Below are 19,756 nucleotides of genomic sequence, written 5' to 3'. Positions count from 1 at the left end.
CAAAATGAGACAATCCAAAATGTTTATACCGACGATGAGAGAGACACCGCAGGACGCAGACAGTCTGAGTCACCGCCTGATGCTCAAGTCCGGCATGATCAAGCAGATGGCGAGCGGCATATATACCTATCTGCCAATAACCAAGCTTGTGCTTAATAACATTGAGCATATTGTCAGAGAAGAGATGAACAATATCGACGGTGTTGAAATTCACATGCCGGTCCTCCACTCGAGAGAGCTATGGGAAGAGTCCGGCAGATGGCAGGCATACGGCGATGAACTCATGCGTATGAAAGACCGTCATGAGCGGGAGTTTGCACTCGCTCCGACGCATGAGGAAATGATCACTGCATTACTTCGCGACGAACTCAAGAGTTATAAGAAGCTGCCGCTGACCCTCTTTCAGATTCAGACGAAATTCCGCGATGAGAGAAGGCCGCGATTCGGCCTTCTGCGCGGCAGGGAATTCATCATGAAGGATGCCTACTCGTTCCATAGCAATGAGGAATCTCTGGATGTCACCTACCATGATATGTACGAGGCATACGCCAGAATTTTCAGCCGGGTCAGTCTGGAGTACCGTGCGGTAGAAGCAGATTCCGGCGCTATCGGCGGTTCCCATACACACGAATTCATGGCGCTGGCTGATATCGGGGAAGACACGATTGTTTATACAACTGAAAGTAACTACGCCGCCAATATTGAGAAGGCTTACTGTCCTGTACCTGAACCTCCGGAATTGTCCGCCATGAAGGCATTCGATAAGGTTGCGACACCGGGCGTCACGTCCTGCCAAACCCTGGCTGACTTTCTTGAAATCAATTTGGAGGAGACCACCAAAACGATGATTCTTAAAGTCGATGGAGATTTTATCATGCTGCTCATCAGGGGTGATCACGAATTGAATGACATAAAGGTCAGGGATTATTTCGGCGCACAAGATGTAGAATTTGCCACGGATGCAGATATCAGGGATACCCTGAACGCGTCCCCAGGCAGTCTCGGGCCCGTCGGCACAGAGCTGCCGGTATATATAGACCATCAGGTGAAAATAATGCCGGATTATCCCACCGGGGCGAATGTCGATGAATACCACTATATCAATGTGAACCATGAGCGTGATTTTGAAGTTGCGGGTTATGGAGACTTTCGTTTCATCACCGAAGGGGAAATGGCTGAAGACGGCAGCGGTAAAGTGAAATTCATGAGAGGCATTGAAGTTGGACAGGTGTTCAAACTGGGCACCAAATATTCAGAGTCCATGAATCTCCATGTTCTGGACGAAAACGGCCGCAGCGTGCCTGTACTCATGGGCTGCTACGGTATCGGCATATCCCGTACACTGTCAGCAATCATTGAAAGCCATCATGATGGACGCGGGATTATTTGGCCGAAGAGCGTGACTCCATTTGATGTCCATATTGTTACCGCCAATCACAAGGACGGCCTTGCAAGAGAAGAGGCTGAAACACTTTATGAATCGCTCAGTCAGGATTATAATGTTTTGTACGATGACAGAAAAGAGCGCGCAGGTGTAAAGTTTGCGGATTCCGATCTGATTGGCCTGCCATACAGGATAGTGATCGGCAGAAGCATCAAAGAGGGCAAAGTCGAAGTGAAACCAAGAGACAGTGAAACAGCTGTTGAAATAGGTACGGAAGAAGTCCATGGATATTTGGAAAAGAACTATTGACTGAAATGTACAGCGCGTAAATCATGGATTTACGCGCTTTTATAGGAGTGTTGCACGTGAAAGGGAAGGAACAGTTCGACATTCTGCTTGAACAGGCCGGCCTCAGGGGCCACGAGCAGCTGTCAGACGGGTATCTCGAAAAGATTGTCACTGATGATGCACAGAGGGTATGGGAGTTTCATATGCACTTTGCCAATATGATACCCGCGGCTCTCAGGAATTTGATGGAAAACAACATCACCGAAGCTTTCTCCTCCATCGCACACATTGAAATATATATTAGCTGTGACCATTATGAAGATAAGGATGTGCTGGATTATCTGGAATACGCGCTGGATAAAGCCGGTGTGAATGCCAATATCAAATTTCAGCTGCTTAACTGTGATAAAGAATTCAGTGATGGACAGCTGATCTTTTCGGTCCAAAATGAAATCGAAGTGTCACATTTCAATAAACATATCAACGGCAATCTTGCCCAGGTCTACAATACATTCGGCATGCCGTTGAAGGGCATATCATTTAAGGCGGACACGAATCTTGACACTGACCGGCGCACAAAACTTGAAGAGCGGCTGAAAGAAGAGAAAACAGAGCTTGTCCAGGATTTTATAGAAAACCGTAAAGAGCAGGAACAGGACATCAGGAAAAAGACAGAAGTGACCAGCAAACAAATCGGCAAAGCCCTGAATTTTGACGGGGTCAGACTACTTTCAGATGTTATTGATGAAGAGTTTAATGTCAAGGTTGAGGGTGTCATTTTCGATTCTGAAGTGCGTGAACTGCGCACTGGCAGGAAGATTCTTCAGCTTAAAATCACAGATTATACGGATTCCATTGCTGTTAAAATGTTTTCCCGCCATGGTAAGAATGATGAGGATGTCTTTGACGCACTCTCTAAAAATGACTGGGTGGTCATTGAGGGCAATGTTGAATATGATGAGTTTGCCCGTGATATGGTGCTGATGATCAGAAACCTGAATGTCATCAACAAGCCTGCCAAAGAAGATACGATGGCAGAAAAGCGTGTGGAACTCCACCTGCATTCTGAAATGAGCCAGATGGACGGCCTCCGAAACATCGGCGAATATGTGCAGCGTGCCAGTGATTATGGCCATTCTGCCATCGCTGTCACTGACCATAATAATGTTCAGGCGTATCCGGATGCATACCATGCGGCACAGTCTGCCGGCATCAAAATGATCTATGGTATGGAAGGGCTGCTTGTTGATGATGGTGCACCGATTGCGTATAACCCCCAGGATCTTGTACTTGAAGATCAGCAATATGTCGTATTTGACGTTGAAACGACAGGACTTTCCTCAAAATACGATAAGATTATAGAGCTCGCCGGCGCGAAGGTACAAAACGGGGAGATTATCGATCGTTTTGAACGCTTCAGTAATCCAGGTGAAAAACTGACGGAAACGATCAAGGAAATTACAGGCATTACAGATGATATGCTGGCGGATGCCCCGGATATCAGTGCGGTCATTAGAGAGTTCAAGGAATGGGTTGGGGATGCAATATTCGTTGCCCATAACGCCAGTTTTGATATGGGTTTCATAGAAGCGGCCTATCAGCGTGAAGGCATCGGTGCCTATACAAATGGGGTCATTGATACTTTGGAGCTTTCCCGGACGATCAACAAGGATTTCAAAAAGCACGGACTGAACATACTGGCAAAAAGGTATAACGTGGAACTCGCACAGCATCACAGAGCCATTTACGATACTGAAGCCACAGCCTATATTTTTATTAAAATGCTTGCGCAGATCAAAAAGCTGGGCATCGTCAATCACAATGAAATCAATACCATACTGGCAGACTCTGAGTCATATAAACGGGCGATGCCAACACATGTCACGCTTCTCGTCAAAAATCAGACGGGTCTTAAGAACCTGTTTAAAATCGTCTCTGCTTCATTGACGGATAACTATTATAAATCTCCAAGGATCAGAAAACAGCTGCTTGAATCGCACCGTGAAGGAATTCTGATCGGCAGCGCATGTGATTCCGGAGAAGTGTTTACCGCGATGATGCAGAAACCTTATGAGGAAGCGAAAAGAGCGGCAGAATTTTATGATTATCTGGAAGTCTTTCCAAAAGCACTGTATCAGCGGCTGCTGGACCGAGAAATCGTACGCGATGAAGGCACGCTGGAAGAGATCATCAAAAATATGATCAGACTGGGTCATGAAACAGACAAACCGGTTGTTGCCACCGGCAATGTGCATTATCTGGATGAATCTGAAAAATTGTGCCGCGATATACTGGTGAAAAGCAACCCGGGGAATCCGCTCAGCCGGGGCAGGCTTCCGGATGCACATTTCAGGACCACCACAGAGATGTATGAAGCATTTTCATTTCTCGATGAAGAAATAAGGCAGGAAATAGTCATCGATGCTCCAAACAGAGTGGCGGATTCCATTGACGAAGTGGTACCGATCCAAGATCAGCTTTATACACCGGAAATCGAAGGCGCCGATGAAGAGATACGGGAGATATGTTTTACCAATGCCACAAATCTTTATGGTGAAAATCTCCCCGGGATTGTTACAGATCGATTGGAAACAGAACTTGAGAGTATCATCCGCAATGGCTTTTCTGTCATTTATCTGATCAGTCAGAAGCTGGTTAAAAAATCTCTTCATGATGGCTACCTTGTCGGCTCCAGGGGATCTGTCGGTTCCAGTTTTGTTGCTACTATGATGGAAATTACTGAGGTCAATCCACTGCCGGCACACTATGTCTGTCCTTCGTGCAATAAGAATGAGTTCTTTACCGATGGCAGTATCAGTTCCGGCTATGACCTGCCCGATAAGTCATGCGAGCACTGCGGTACGCCGCTCCTTAAAGAAGGGCAGGATATCCCATTTGAAACTTTCCTTGGTTTCACCGGAAATAAAGTGCCGGATATCGATTTGAACTTCAGCGGTGATTATCAGCCGATCGCCCATAACTATACAAAGGAACTGTTCGGTGAGGACAAGGTCTTCAGAGCAGGGACTATCGGCACTGTGGCTGAAAAGACTGCATTCGGTTATGTTAAGGGATATATGAACGACAACGGACTGAGCCGGCGCGGTGCGGAAATAGACCGGCTGGTTCTGGGCTGTACAGGCGTGAAACGTACGACCGGCCAGCATCCCGGCGGGATCATCGTCGTCCCGGATTATATGGACATCTATGATTTTACACCGATCCAGTATCCGGCGGATGATACTGAAGCAGAGTGGAAAACAACCCACTTTGACTTCCATTCGATTGAAGACAATCTTTTGAAACTGGATATTCTCGGGCACGACGATCCGACGATGATCCGCATGCTGCAGGATCTTTCAGATATCGATCCCAAGACGCTTCCAGTGGATGATGCGGAAACGATGTCATTGTTCAGCTCTCCGGAAGTACTCGGCGTGAGCGAGGAAGATATCATATGCAGGACAGGTACGCTCGGCGTCCCTGAATTCGGAACGGGTTTCGTCAGACAGATGCTGGAAGATACAAGGCCCTCCACGTTCAGTGAACTGGTGCAGATTTCCGGGCTTTCACATGGTACAGATGTGTGGCTCGGCAACGCACAGGAGTTGATCAGGAACGGGACATGTGACCTTAAGAATGTCATCGGCTGCCGTGATGATATCATGGTTACCTTGATGTATCAGGGACTGGAGCCGTCTCTGGCATTCAATATCATGGAAAAGGTGAGAAAAGGCAAGGGGCTCACTGAAGAACACGAATCAGCGATGCGCGAAAATGGGGTTCAGGACTGGTATATCGAGTCATGCAAGAAGATCAAGTATATGTTCCCGAAAGCGCATGCGGCTGCTTATGTGCTCATGGCTGTAAGGATTGCCTATTTCAAAGTTCATTACCCGCTTTATTACTACGCGAGCTACTTCACTGTCCGCGCTTCAGATTTTGATCTGCTGACGATGGTCAAAGACAGTTCTACGATCAGATATAAAGTCAAAGAGATGAATCAGAACGCCCAGGAACTGACCAAAAAGGAAAAGGACACGCTGGTGGTTCTTGAAATTGTGAATGAAATGGCACAGAGGGGGTATAAAGTGCAGCCTGTAAGTGTTGAATCCTCAGACAGCTTTGATTTCAAAATTGAAGGTGACAGCCTGATTCCCCCATTCATTGCCGTGCCGGGTCTTGGTGCGAGTGTTGCCAAGCGTCTCGTTGAAGCCAGGGAGACTGAATCTTTCATCTCAAAAGAGGATCTTAACAAACGTGCAGGGGTGTCGCAGAAAATTATTGATTATCTGACTGAACTCGGCAGCCTCGGTCATCTTCCGGATAAGGCGCAGCTTTCAATATTTGACATATAACTTTAAGTTGCGGCCGGGTTCGCATTATGATATAATAACTTTGATATTTTATGACTGAAGTCACACGGAGAAGAACGGGCGCGCCCGTTCTTCTCTTAGTTTTGAAGGAGGCGAATGGACAATGAACCGTACTGAGCAAAAAGTCATGGACCACGCACAGCCGGTTGTTGAAGAGTTGGGGTATAAGCTGATCGATGTTGAATATGTCAAAGAAGGTCCGGACTACTTTCTCAGGCTCTACCTTGATAAAAGGGGCGGTATCACGCTTGAAGATTGTGCTGAGGCAAGTGAAACACTGAGCGGGAAGCTGGATGCCTGGGACTTGATTCAGGGATCATATTACCTCGACGTTTCATCTCCAGGAGCCGAACGTCCGATCAGAAATGACGAGGATTTAGAAATGACGCTTGCAGAGGGGATCTATGTCAAGACTTACCAGCAGATTGACGGCGAGAAGGAATGGACAGGTATACTTGCCGATTACGATCGAGAGTCAGTAACTGTTGAATTCAAGGTTAAGACCCGTAAGAAATCTGTAAGGATTGACAGAGACAAGATAGCCACGATTAGAAAGGCGGTATTATTATGATTGGGGGCGCTGGTCAATGAATCAGGAGCTGTTGAATGCGATTAACTACCTTGAGAAAGAGAAGAGCATTCCAAATGAAGTGTTGCTTGAAACAATAGAAGCGGCACTGATGACTGCTTATAAAAAGAATTACACACAGCACAGGAATGTTAAGGTGGATCTTAACATAGAAAATGGATCGTATCGTGTGATTTCCAGAAAAGATGTTGTGGAAGAAGTGGAGGATCCAACGGCCGAGGTCGATCTTGCAACCGCCCGGACTGTAAATCCGGCGTATGAAATCGGCGATCCTTTTGATGAGGATGTCACGCCCAAAGATTTCAACCGCGTCGGTGCACAGGCTGCTAAGCAGGCTGTCATGCAGAGACTTAGAGATGCTGAACGCGGAATACTCTACGATGAATTCATCGAAAAGGAAGATGAAGTAATGACCGGGCTCATAGACAGGGTGGATAACCGCTTTGTCCATATCCAGCTGGGTCGCACAGATGCAGTGTTGAGTGAATCCGAACGGATGCCGAATGAAACATATACGCCGAATGAAAGGGTTAAAGTATATGTTAATAAGGTTGAACAGACAACAAAAGGCCCGCAAATTTTTGTGTCCAGGACGCATCCCAATCTGCTTAAGCGCCTTTTCGAAAGAGAAGTGCCGGAAATCTTTGACGGCACAGTAGAGATTATGAGTGTGGCACGGGAAGCGGGTGAACGTTCCAAAATAAGTGTTCATGCCGAGAATCCGGATGTGGATGCTGTGGGTTCATGTGTCGGCGCCAAAGGCACACGTGTTGAAGCCATTGTAAATGAATTGTCGGGAGAAAAGATTGATATTGTGCTATGGGATGAAGATCCGACAGTCTTCGTTAGAAATGCTCTCAGCCCTTCGCAGGTCCTGGACGTTCTGGTTGATGAAGCGGAGCAGGCGACGACAGTAATTGTCCCGGATAACCAGCTGTCGCTTGCAATCGGCAAAAAAGGTCAGAATGCCCGCCTGGCTGCAAAGCTTACAGGGTGGAAAATTGATATTAAAAGTGAATCGGATGCCAGGGAAGATGGCAGTTTAGAATAATATTTGCAGGTGATTATTTATGAAAAGGAAAACACCTCTCAGAAAATGTATTTTAACGAATGAAATGCATCCCAAAAAAGAATTGCTCAGAATTGTAGTCAATAAGGAGCGCGAAATATTTGTCGATCCGACAGGGAAGAAAAACGGCCGGGGCAGTTATGTTGTCAAAAACCTGGAAAAAGTGAATAAAGCACGTGAAAACGCTGTGCTTGAATCCAAACTTGGTTTTGACAGGGAAACGCTCGAGCCTGTATATGATGAAATCATACGCCTGATCTACAGGGAGGCCATCCCGAAAAGATGAATGACCACAGGGTTTTGAACATGCTTGGATTGGCCAAACGTGCCGGCAGGATCATCGCTGGTGAGGAAAGAACACTTGAATCAGTAAGGTCAGAAAATGCAAAAATTGTCTTTATTGCAAATGATGCCGGCGAAAGCACTGCTAAAAAAATAAAAGATAAGTGCAGTTACTATAAAATACCGTTGATCGATCAGTTTACCAGCCATGAGTTAAGCCTTGCTACAGGTGCTTCCAACAGGGTTACACTGTCGATAGCGGACCCAGGTTTCAGCAGAAAGCTGCTGGAGCTTATAGAGAAAGGAAAGTGATTCAATGAGTAAAATCAGAATCTACGAATACGCAAAAGAACATAAAGTTCCCAGTAAAGAGGTCATTGGAATTCTTAGGGCCGAGGGCATAGAAGTGAACAGCCATATGGAGTCTTTAAAAGACAATGAGATTACCATACTGGATAAGAAATTTAAAAACTCCCAACCAAATGCATCCGTTGGTGCCGATAAGACTGACCGCAAGAAAGGCAGCCAGCAAAAATCCGGTCAAAAACAGAATGACAGACCTGCCAGTGATAAAAAACAGCAGGGCCAAGGCAAAGGCCAGAACAATAGTAAAGGTAAAAACCAGAATAAGAACAGGAATCAGAAACCACAAAATAAAGGCAAAAAACAAAATACCCGGAAACCTGCCCAAAAGCAGAAGGAACTGCCTAAAGAGTTCACTTATAAGGAAGGGATCACAGTCGGAGAACTGGCTGAGAAGATCGGTGTAGAAGCTTCCCAGATCGTTAAAGATCTCTTCTTAGTCGGCGTGGTGACCAACATCAATCAGGCGCTTGATAATGAATCAGTGGAGCTGATTGCAGCTGATTATGGTTTTACTGCTGAACAGGAAGTAATTGTCGACGATACTGATCTTGAAAATTATTTCGAACTTGGAGAGGATCTTACGGAGGAAAGACCAAGTGTAGTAACCATCATGGGGCACGTGGACCATGGTAAAACAACGCTTCTTGACTCCATCCGCCATACCAAGGTGACAGCGGGGGAAGCCGGAGGCATCACCCAGCATATCGGTGCTTATCAGATTGAATCCGGCGGTAAGAAAATCACATTCCTTGATACACCTGGCCATGCCGCTTTTACGACGATGCGCTCCAGAGGTGCGCAGGTCACCGATATTACAATCCTGGTGGTGGCTGCAGATGATGGTGTGATGCCTCAGACAATTGAAGCGATCAACCATGCAAAAGCCGCCGAAGTGCCGATCATTGTTGCTGTCAACAAGTCCGATAAACCGACAGCAAATCCAGATCGGGTGATGACTGAACTGGGCGAACACGGATTATACCCTGAAGCCTGGGGCGGGGATACGATCTTCGTGCATCTATCTGCATTAAGCGGTGAAGGTATTGAGGAACTTCTCGAAATGATCACCCTTGTCGGCGAAGTGGAAGAGCTTAAGACAAAAAGTGATATACCTGCCGTTGGTACCGTCATCGAAGCGGAACTGGACAAGTCACGCGGACCCGCTGCCTCGCTGCTTGTTCAGCATGGCACACTCAATGTGGGCGATTCTCTGGTCGTAGGCAGTACGCACGGCAAAGTCAGAGCGATGGTCAGTGACCTGGGCCAGCGCATTAAACAGGCAGGACCGTCGACCCCCGCTGAGGTTACCGGACTGAACAGCGTGCCGCAGGCAGGGGACAGATTCGTTGTCTTCAAAGATGATAAAAAAGCCAGAAGCATCGGTGAGGCGCGATCAGAGCAGAAGGTATTGAAAGAACGTGAACAAACACAGACAGTATCGCTCGATAATCTGTTTGAACAGATGAAAGAAGGGGAGATGAAAGATCTCAACCTCATTATCAAAGGTGACGTTCAGGGTTCAGTAGAGGCACTTAGCGCGTCATTGATGAAAATTGATGTCGATGGTGTCAATGTCCGCATCATTCATACTGGTGTCGGCGCAATCAATGAATCCGATGTTACACTGGCTTCGGCATCAAGCGCAATCATCATCGGTTTCAATGTACGTCCTGACGCCAATGCCAAAAAAGCGGCAGATCAGGAAAAAGTCGATATGAGATTACACACCATCATCTATAAAGTGATCGAAGAGATCGAATCGGCGATGAAAGGCATGCTGGACCCTGAATATGAAGAGAAGGTCATCGGTAATGTGGAAGTGCGTCAGATATTCAAAGTCTCCAAAGTTGGTACAATTGCCGGGGCGTACGTTACTGACGGCAAAGTGACACGGGATTCGGGTGTAAGAGTGATCAGAGAGGGTATAGTCATTTATGAAGGCGAGCTCGACACCCTAAAGCGTTACAAGGATGATGTCAAAGAAGTGACCAACGGTTATGAATGTGGTATCACGATTAAAAACTTCAACGATCTCAAAGAAGGAGACCAGATTGAACCTTATATCATGGTCGAAATTGAAAGGTGATAATCTATGAGTAACAGAAATGAGAGAGTCGCTGAGGAAATTAAAAAAGTAGTAAGTGAAGCGATCAGAACGAAAGTTTCAGATCCTGACATCGGCATGGTGACTGTTACCGATGTCGAGGTGTCTACTGAAATGGAAACAGCCACTGTCTACTTTACGTCGCTCAATGACAACAAGGACGAAGTACACGCCGGGCTCGATAAAGCCAAAGGATTGATCCGTACTGAAGTTGCGAAGGGTGTCAGACTCAGAAAAGCGCCTGAAATTGAATTCAAGTACGATAATTCAATTGAATATGGTAACAGGATTGAATCACTGCTTAATGAAATTAAGGATAAATAAGCCTGAGGGGATGCCCCCCCGGGCTTTTATTTTTACATACAGGGAGGCAACTATGTTAAACGGAGTAATCCCGGTGGATAAACCACGAGGAATGACGAGCCATGACGTCGTCTTTCATATGAGAAAAATCTTAAAGATGAAAAAAGTCGGACATACAGGGACGCTTGATCCCGAAGTGACCGGTGTCCTGCCAATATGTGCCGGAGAGGCGACGAAACTGACGGAGTACATGCAGTCGCAAAGTAAAAGCTATCACGCCAGGGTTACTCTGGGGTGTTCGACAGATACAGAAGATCAGATTGGTAAAATACTCTCAGATAGCGATCCTTCGCACGTCACCGAAGAAATGATCCAATCGGCTGTTAACTCTTTTTCCGGAGATTATCGTCAGCAGGTACCGGCATACTCTTCAGTGAAGGTAGGCGGCCGGAAACTTTATGAATATGCACGCGAGGGAAAACCCGTTGAACGGCCGTTCAAAACCGTGAAAATTCATGGCATTGAGCAGACCGGGGCAATCATTCGTGAGGACGGCCGGATTCACTTTGATATTGATGTCGTCTGCTCCAAGGGCACGTATGTCAGGTCGCTTGCCAGGGATATCGGCGGTGAGCTTGGTACAGAAGCACATATGTCCTCGCTTGTAAGGACAGGATCATGTGGTATTGATATTAGCCAAGCGGTTTCTCTGGAATCTTTGGAAAAACACGGGGGCGGTCATTCGGTAATCCCTATTATGGATGTTCTTAAAGATGAACCGGTCGTCGATATTAAAGATGAGTCGTTGCGCTTCAAAATACGAAACGGGCAGAAAATGCTTAAATCTGATATTATGGAAAGGGTTGAATATAACGATATTTACTATGTGGTCTTTACCCATAATGGCAATCCGCTCGGGATGTATTATCCACATCCGGATAAGCCTGAAGTTATGAAACCTTACCAAATGTTTAATATCTAAGAGGCGATGAAATGAAAACTATAAGATTACAATATCCACTGGACACTGAAACGGACAAACACTCGACAGAAGTTGAAAATTCGGCGACAGCATTGGGTTTTTTTGACGGTTTACACAGAGGACACCAGGATGTACTTGATTCTATGATGGAAATTGCAGAGCGAAAAAAGTTGAAAAAAGCAGTGATGACTTTCGATCCGCATCCCTCTGTCGTACTCAGCCCCAAAAAGCAGCGGACCACTTATTTGACACCGCTTGACGTTAAACTGGGTATGCTTGAAGACAAAGGCATCGATTATTGCTTTATAATTAACTTTTCGAGTGCTTTTGCATCGCTGCCCCCCGAGTATTTCGTGCAGGAATATCTGATTAAGAATAATATTAAAGAAGTGATCGCCGGTTTCGATTTCACGTATGGCCAGTTTGGCAAAGGAACGATTGATACGTTGAAGGAATACACCGAATTTAATACCACAGGCATTGAAAAAGCAGTTGATGGAGATGAGAAGATTTCCACCACACGGATCCGCAGAGATATGGAGAATCATAATCTTGAAGCTGTGAACCAGTCCCTGGGCAGACCCTATGAAGTGAAAGGTGTGGTTGTACAGGGAGAGAAACGCGGGCATACAATTGGTTTTCCGACTGCCAATATCGAACCTGAGTATAGATACCACCTTCCGGCAAAAGGTGTATATGCGGTGACAATGAAACTCGATAATGAAGAAGAAATGTACAAAGGCGTGTGCAATGTCGGCGTTAAACCGACATTTCATGAAAATCGCGAACGTGTCTCCATAGAAGTGCATCTGTTTGATTTTGACAGAAGCATATATGGAGAAAATGTCACCGTTCACTGGCACTATTTCATCCGGGATGAAACCAAGTTCTCAGGCATTGAAGCGCTGAAGGCACAGATAGCGAGAGATAAGACAAAATCCAAAAAACTCCTTGAAAATGTATAGCATGTGAAGTATAATTATCCGAGTACCTTATCTGGGTGGAAAGAGACTCCGACTTTCACTCGGATAGTGGTGTACAAAATATTAAGGAGGCGTTTTTCATGGCTATTACACAGGAACGCAAAAATGAATTAATCGAAGAATATCGTACGCATGAATCGGATACAGGTTCCCCTGAAGTACAGGTTGCTGTATTGACGGCTGAAATCACTGCACTTAACCAGCATTTGAGTGTACACAAAAAAGACCACCATTCCAGAAGAGGTCTTTTGAAAATGGTTGGCCGCAGGAAACATCTGCTGAGCTATCTTCGTGATAAAGACATTCAAAGATATCGTGATCTTATCGGAAGACTTGGTCTTCGCCGTTAAGCGGAGGCTTGGCATATCCCAGTGATATGCCTTTTTTTATGTATATTTTTAAGTAAAAGTGATATGATTGAACTAAGCAGCCATACTAAGGAGAGTAGACAAATTATGATAGAAGCAACTAAAAAGGTATACGAAACTCAGTGGGGCGGACATAAGCTCACCGTTGAGTACGGCGAGGTGGCAAAACAGGCCAACGGTGCCGTATTGGTACGTTATGGCGATACTGTAGTGCTGAGTACAGCAACAGCATCCAAAGCGCCCAAAGATCTGCCGTTCTTTCCCCTGACTGTGGCATATGAAGAAAAACTCTATGCTGTCGGAAAGATTCCGGGTGGTTTCAATAAGCGTGAAGGACGGCCAAGTGAAGATGCAACATTGACCAGCCGATTGATCGACCGCCCGATCAGACCGCTATTCCCAGATGGCTACAGGCACGATGTCCAGGTGATTTCCCTGGTACTTTCCGTTGATCGTGATGCATCACCTCAGATGGCGGCCATGCTCGGATCTTCACTTGCACTCGGTGTGAGTGACATACCGTTCGAAGGCCCTATTGCGGGTGTGACAGTCGGATTGACAGATGGGGAATTCATCGTCAATCCCTCAGAGTCAGAGATGGAAAATTCCGAAATCAACCTGCAGGTGGCAGGAACTAAAAATGCTGTAAACATGGTTGAAGCAGGGGCGCAGGAAGTGACCGAAGAAACCATGCTTGAAGCAATCATGTTCGGCCATGAGAATATCAGGGAAATGGTCGGCTTTCAGGAGGACATCCTTGCCGAACTCGATATCGTCAAATCTGAATTCGACCAGCAGCAAGAGAATTTGGAATTGAGCAGGGATATCGAAGAGAAAGCCGATACAATGGGACTTTATTCTGCTATCCAGCATCCGGACAAGCAAACTCGGGATGAAACGATCAGCGCTGCTAAAGAAAGAATACTGGAGACGCTGGATGAGGAAGCGGAAGATTATGAAGAAGTTTACAGTGAAGCTTCCGGCATCGTTGAACGTCTGCTTAAAAACGAGGTGCGCCGGCTGATCACAGAAGATAAGGTTCGTCCGGACGGACGCGAGCCTTCGGAAATCAGGCCGCTGAATTCGCAGGTCGGCCTGCTGCCCAGAGCCCATGGATCCGGCATGTTCACACGGGGGCAGACGCAGGCCCTTTCAGTGGCGACACTCGGCGGTCTCGGAGAACATCAGATTATCGACGGGCTGGGTGCCGAGGAAAATAAACGCTATATGCACCATTATAACTTCCCGCAGTTTTCAGTCGGGGAAACAGGCCCGCTGCGCGGTCCCGGCAGAAGGGAAATCGGGCACGGCGCTCTCGGTGAACGGGCATTACTGCAGGTCATCCCGGATGAGACGGTTTTCCCGTACACCATCCGCGTTGTATCTGAAGTACTGGAATCCAACGGTTCCAGTTCACAGGCATCCATTTGTGGTTCAACATTGGCACTCATGGACGCAGGGGTGCCGATTAAAGCCCCTGTTGCAGGGATTGCGATGGGACTCGTAATGAAGGATGACCAGTATACCATCCTGTCTGACATCCAGGGTATGGAAGATGCACTGGGAGACATGGACTTTAAAGTGGCGGGTACCAAAAATGGCATTACTTCCATCCAGATGGATATCAAAGTTGAGGGATTGGGCAAATCAATTCTGGGTGAAGCGCTTGAACAAGCCAGAAAAGGCCGGTTGGATATTCTGGAAAATATGCTCGGTGTCATCAGTGAGCCGCGAACACAGTTGAGCGAACATGCACCGAAGGTCGAAGTGATCCACATCAACCCGGATAAAATCCGCGATGTCATCGGTCCCGGAGGTAAAAAAATCAATGAAATCATCGATGAAACCGGCGCTAAACTGGATATAGAGCAGGACGGTACAGTATATATCGGTCACAGCGACTCCGGGATGATTGAAAGAACAAAGAAAATCGTAGAAGATCTGACACGTGTGGCTGAAGTCGGTCAGGTATATATGGGGGAAGTGAAGCGCATTGAAAAATTTGGTGCTTTTGTTGAACTCTTCCCCGGCAAAGATGCACTTGTGCATATATCCCAGCTGGATACGACACGTGTGGGCAAAGTTGAAGACGTAACAAAAGTGGGAGAACAGTTCCTGGTTAAAGTGACCAATATTGATAATCAGGGACGAGTGAATGCTTCAAGGAAAGTATTGCTTGAAGACAAAAAGGGGGAATGATTCATTTGATTTTTAATACGATTGAATTGAATGGTTCAGCACACAAAATTACAGGACAGCTCAGAATCAAAGAGGATGATGAAGTAAAAATTACTTTTGATGACCTTATGTTTGGAAATTCACTAAAAGATTATTACAAAAGAAAAGAATCTATAGAACAGCTTGTTATAAAAAACAGTGAGGAAACAAGATATGAAACAAAGAATGTATTTGTTTCCCATCTGACAATTGATGGCAATCATTATCATGCCACATTCAAGTAGTGTTTAGGAGGAAATGTTTTGAACGCATCAAAAAATGCACAGTCAAATATAAAGATTATCCCTCTCGGCGGTGTGGGCGAAATTGCCAAAAACATGTATGTCGCAGAAGTGGATGATGAAATGTTTATCCTCGATGCGGGTCTGATGTTCCCTGAGGATGAAATGCTCGGCGTCGATATTGTCATTCCGGACATTTCATATATTCGGGAGCACAGGCAGAAACTGAAAGGAATCTTCCTGTCGCACGGACATGAAGATTCCATCGGCGCGATTCCGTATATCATCGAGGCGTTGGATGTACCCATCTACGGGTCCAAGCTCACCTTGGCCCTGGTCAAAGATCGCCTGAGGGCAAAAGGTGTAAATAAGAAAGTCAAATTCTATACCATCAACAGCAATTCGCGTATGAAGTTTAAAAATACAGAAATGGTATTTTTTGAAACAAGTCACAGCATTCCGGATTCCTATGGGGTATCTCTGGAAACAAAATATGGTTCTATCGTCTACACGGGGGAATTCAAATTTGATCAGAGTTTAAGCGGCGGCTACAGCTATAATATGGCGAAAATGTATGACGTTGCCCGGAAGGATATACTTGCGCTGATCAGCGATTCAACTGAAGCGGAGAAACGGGGATATAACACGCCGGAAAATGTCATCGAAGAACACATTATGGACGGTTTCCGCAAAGCGCGGGGCAGAATCGTCGTCTCATGTTATGCATCCAATTTCGTCCGTATACAGCAGGTATTGACAAACGCTGCAAAAACAAACCGCAAAGTATCATTTTTGGGACGTACATTGGAAAGTTCATTTAAAGTGGCCAGGAAAATGGGTTACTTTGATATACCGGAAGGACTTTTAATTCCGAGCCATGAAATTGAAAACTATCCGGATAATGAATTGGTCATCGTGGCTACGGGCTCACAGGGTGAACCGATTGAGGCCCTCGGCAGCATGTCTCGCGGCCAGCACGAAGTGACGAATATTAAGGATGGAGACATCGTTTACATACTGACGACGCCTTCATCCAATATGGAAGTCATTCTCTACAGCACGATGAATGAGCTGGTCAAGGCAGGCGCTTCCATCGTCACGCCGGAACAGAATATACATGCTTCCGGTCATGGTCTGTCAGAAGAGCTTAAGATGATGTTGAACGTGATGAAACCAAAATACTTCATCCCGGTACAGGGCGAATTTAAAATGCAGATTGCGCATGCTAAACTTGCTTCTGAGTCAGGTGTCCTGCCGGAAAACATCTTCCTGCTCGAAAAAGGGGATGTCGTAAGCTACGACGGAGCGGAAATGATCAGTGCTGAAAAAGTGACCGCTGGAAACGTGCTGATTGATGGCAGCGGGGTCGGTGATGTCGGCAACATCGTCCTCAGGGACAGGAGAATGCTCAGCGAAGATGGCATTTTCATAGCGGTCGTGACGATAGATCCGAAAAAACGCATGATCATGGCCGGTCCGGAAATCCAATCCAGAGGGTTTGTCTATGTCAAAGAGAGTGAAGATCTGCTTAAAGAAGCGGAGGGGCGCGTTTATGACATAGTCAACGATTCGCTTGATGAGAAAAAGATCGAGTGGAGCACACTCAAACAGGGCATCAGGGATGACCTCGGCAAGTATTTATATGACAACACCAAACGCCGCCCGATGATCATTCCAATCATATCTGAAATATAAAAAACATGAGACTGTCAATACCGGCAGTCTCATTGTAAATCAGAGAGGAGCTTAACATGGCAAGAAAGCGTAAAAAGACAAAGAAGAATAATCGGACATACTATTCTATTTCTGCATTCATTCTTATCGTTATCCTGTTCATCAGTGTCTTTCAGCTTGGTGTTATCGGAACATACATAGATGCGTTCTTTGCCTATCTCTTCGGTACAAGCAGATATTTCACCTATCTGATTATGTTCCTGGCCAGCATCTATCTTGCTGCTGAACAAAAAATCCCTTTTACTAAAAGAATGACAGGGTATATATTGCTCCAGTTTGGCTTATTGTTTTTATTCCATTCAATTCTTTATATGGCCAACCGCGCGAGAATAGAAAATTATTTTACACTGGGTGAGACGGTGGAAACGATCCAGTCAGACGGGATCATGCATTTCTTCGGCGGCGGAATCATCGGTCAGCTGCTGTTCACTTTCTCTTCAACCGGTGTGTCTTTTGCGGGGAGCCTGCTGCTCGGACTTATCTTTATCTACTTCAGCTTCCTTATCATCGCTTCAAAGGATATTGAGCAGTCACTATCAAAAGATTTATCACGGCTGGGCGCACTGCTTCAAAAAGCGGGACTGTTGCTGATAGCCGGGGTACAGCAGACCGGCAGGCTAATAACAAATCTCTTGAGGTCGCTGTTTAACAGCAGTAACAGCCAGAAAGGTAAAAAAGAAACAAAAGATAAGCCGGAAAAGGGCGAAGCATCGGCTTCGAAGAAACAGCCTAAACAAAGGGATGAGAATCAGAAGCCGAAACAGCTTTCCGATTTCGAGCCTGACGAATCCCTTATTGAAGATATGCACAGTTTTGACCGGGAAGAGCAGACAGAAGCCGGCAGCGGCAATGCTGCGAGTCAGAAAGCGTCAGACCGGCAGAGTGCCGGTAATGCTGAAAAGGAACAGGCCAAAGGACCGGAAATCGCTGAAGATTCCAATGAACCGCAAAAGATAGAATATGAATCGGATGATCCTGGCAGTATCCCACAGGACCATGAGTCGGAGGAAGTCGGTGAGGGCGGTTTTGCAACCTTTGAGGATCATGAGTACAATGCTCTGAAACAATATCAGGTGCCGTCGATAACAATGCTTAATGACGCAGAAGTGTCAGAGAAGGTAAGTAATAAGGAAGTGCTCGAACAGGGCAGGGTACTGGAAGAGACACTGAATAATTTCGGCGTCAAAGCGAAAGTGTCAAAAATACGTATCGGACCGGCTGTCACTCAATTTGAAATCCAGCCTGATGTCGGTGTGAAAGTGAGCAGGATCATCAATCTGCAAAATGATATTGCACTGAGTCTGGCAGCCAAGGATATCCGCATAGAGGCGCCGATTCCGGGTAAATCGGCTGTAGGCATCGAAGTGCCGAATTCTGTAGTCAGTACAGTGACGTTAAGGGAAGTGCTCAAGCGTAACACTTCCGACAATCCTCTAGAGGTTGCACTTGGCAAAGATATTTCTGGTTCACCGATCACGGCAGAACTGAACAAGATGCCGCACCTTCTTGTGGCAGGTGCGACCGGAAGCGGTAAATCCGTTGCCATCAACGGTATTATCCTCAGCCTCCTCATGAAGGCTAAACCTCATGAAGTGAAGCTAATGATGATTGACCCTAAAATGGTTGAATTGAATGTCTATAACGGTATACCTCATCTGCTTTCGCCCGTGGTTACAAATCCACAGAAAGCAAATGACGCCCTGAATAAAATCGTCAGTGAAATGGAAAGAAGATACGATCTGTTCTCCCATTCAGGCACAAGGAATATTGAAGCGTATAATCAGTATCTGGAAAGGGAAAGCGACACGCCCGAAAAAGTTCAGAAGCTGCCCTATATTGTCGTGATCATTGATGAACTTGCGGACCTGATGTTGGTGGCTTCCAAAGATGTCGAGGCATCGATTACAAGAATTGCCCAGATGGCGAGAGCGGCGGGAATACACATGATCATCGCTACTCAGCGTCCGTCTGTGGATGTCATTACAGGTATTATAAAAGCGAATATCCCTTCAAGGATTGCATTCAGTGTCAGTTCAAATACTGATTCAAGGACAATCATCGATTCGCAGGGTGCTGAGAAACTGCTTGGCAGAGGGGACATGCTCTTCCTGCCTTCAGGGCGTTCAAAACCCCTGCGTGTGCAGGGTGTTTTCCTCTCTGATGACGAAGTCACGGATGTGGTCGAATACATCACAGGCCAGATGAAAGCCAACTATGAAAAATCAATCATGAACAAACCGGTTCAAAAAGAGGAGACAGAGTCTGAAGATGAGCTCTATCCGGATGCCAAATGGTTCGTGATTGAAGAACAGCGCGCCAGTGCATCACTGCTGCAGCGGCAGTTCAGAATTGGTTACAACCGGGCGGCAAGACTGGTTGATGACCTGGAAGCAAACGGGATCATCGGCCCGTCGAGCGGCAGCAAGCCGAGGAATGTTCTGATTCAGAATGAAGAGTAAGGAGCTATTA

General features: G+C 46.2%; 15 protein-coding genes. All 15 read left to right on the top strand.

Annotated elements, in window-relative coordinates; translation table 11 throughout:
• The first annotated feature begins 4 nt into the window (after positions 1-4).
• A complete protein-coding gene (locus G343_RS0113265) occupies positions 5-1,693 on the top strand; it encodes a proline--tRNA ligase (protein ID WP_020008646.1) in 1,689 nt (562 codons plus the stop codon).
• 56 nt (positions 1,694-1,749) lie between these two features.
• Entirely contained in the window at positions 1,750-6,030 is a 4,281-nt protein-coding gene (locus tag G343_RS0113260; protein ID WP_020008645.1) for a PolC-type DNA polymerase III, read from the top strand.
• A gap of 121 nt (positions 6,031-6,151) precedes the next feature.
• The gene (gene rimP / locus G343_RS0113255) at positions 6,152-6,619 is read left to right on the top strand and encodes a ribosome maturation factor RimP (RefSeq protein WP_020008644.1); all 468 of its coding nucleotides are present in this window, start codon (positions 6,152-6,154) and stop codon (positions 6,617-6,619) included.
• Positions 6,620-6,635: 16 nt separating this feature from the next.
• On the top strand, positions 6,636-7,688 hold the full coding sequence (nusA, locus tag G343_RS0113250; RefSeq protein WP_020008643.1) for a transcription termination factor NusA: 1,053 nt from the start codon (positions 6,636-6,638) through the stop codon (positions 7,686-7,688).
• A gap of 19 nt (positions 7,689-7,707) precedes the next feature.
• A complete protein-coding gene (gene rnpM / locus G343_RS0113245) occupies positions 7,708-7,992 on the top strand; it encodes an RNase P modulator RnpM (protein WP_020008642.1) in 285 nt (94 codons plus the stop codon).
• Complete coding sequence (locus G343_RS0113240; RefSeq protein ID WP_020008641.1) at positions 7,989-8,300, top strand: L7Ae/L30e/S12e/Gadd45 family ribosomal protein; 312 nt, start codon at positions 7,989-7,991, stop codon at positions 8,298-8,300. The genes rnpM and G343_RS0113240 overlap by 4 nt, the downstream gene beginning before the upstream one ends.
• Positions 8,301-8,304: 4 nt before the next feature.
• Positions 8,305-10,440, top strand: coding sequence for a translation initiation factor IF-2 (infB, locus tag G343_RS0113235; protein ID WP_020008640.1), 2,136 nt, complete (start codon positions 8,305-8,307; stop codon positions 10,438-10,440).
• 6 nt (positions 10,441-10,446) lie between these two features.
• The gene (rbfA, locus tag G343_RS0113230; protein WP_020008639.1) at positions 10,447-10,782 is read left to right on the top strand and encodes a 30S ribosome-binding factor RbfA; all 336 of its coding nucleotides are present in this window, start codon (positions 10,447-10,449) and stop codon (positions 10,780-10,782) included.
• A 52-nt stretch (positions 10,783-10,834) separates the two neighbouring features.
• On the top strand, positions 10,835-11,743 hold the full coding sequence (truB, locus tag G343_RS0113225) for a tRNA pseudouridine(55) synthase TruB (protein ID WP_020008638.1): 909 nt from the start codon (positions 10,835-10,837) through the stop codon (positions 11,741-11,743).
• 11 nt (positions 11,744-11,754) lie between these two features.
• Positions 11,755-12,708 carry a bifunctional riboflavin kinase/FAD synthetase gene (locus tag G343_RS0113220; RefSeq protein ID WP_020008637.1) on the top strand — a complete coding sequence of 318 codons (954 nt, stop codon included), beginning with the start codon at positions 11,755-11,757 and terminating at the stop codon, positions 12,706-12,708.
• A 98-nt stretch (positions 12,709-12,806) separates the two neighbouring features.
• Entirely contained in the window at positions 12,807-13,076 is a 270-nt protein-coding gene (gene rpsO, locus G343_RS0113215) for a 30S ribosomal protein S15 (RefSeq protein WP_020008636.1), read from the top strand.
• A 108-nt stretch (positions 13,077-13,184) separates the two neighbouring features.
• The gene (gene pnp, locus G343_RS0113210; protein WP_156823648.1) at positions 13,185-15,293 is read left to right on the top strand and encodes a polyribonucleotide nucleotidyltransferase; all 2,109 of its coding nucleotides are present in this window, start codon (positions 13,185-13,187) and stop codon (positions 15,291-15,293) included.
• Positions 15,290-15,556, top strand: coding sequence for a hypothetical protein (locus tag G343_RS0113205; protein WP_020008634.1), 267 nt, complete (start codon positions 15,290-15,292; stop codon positions 15,554-15,556). The genes pnp and G343_RS0113205 overlap by 4 nt, the downstream gene beginning before the upstream one ends.
• A gap of 18 nt (positions 15,557-15,574) precedes the next feature.
• Complete coding sequence (locus G343_RS0113200) at positions 15,575-17,248, top strand: ribonuclease J (protein ID WP_020008633.1); 1,674 nt, start codon at positions 15,575-15,577, stop codon at positions 17,246-17,248.
• 56 nt (positions 17,249-17,304) lie between these two features.
• A complete protein-coding gene (locus G343_RS0113195; protein ID WP_020008632.1) occupies positions 17,305-19,746 on the top strand; it encodes an FtsK/SpoIIIE family DNA translocase in 2,442 nt (813 codons plus the stop codon).
• The last annotated feature ends 10 nt before the right edge of the window (positions 19,747-19,756 follow it).

The sequence above is a fragment of the Salinicoccus albus DSM 19776 genome (assembly GCF_000385175.1).
Lineage (GTDB): Bacteria > Bacillota > Bacilli > Staphylococcales > Salinicoccaceae > Salinicoccus > Salinicoccus albus.
Note: the sequence above shows the minus strand (reverse complement) of the source record. Positions and strands in the feature narration are given on the sequence as shown.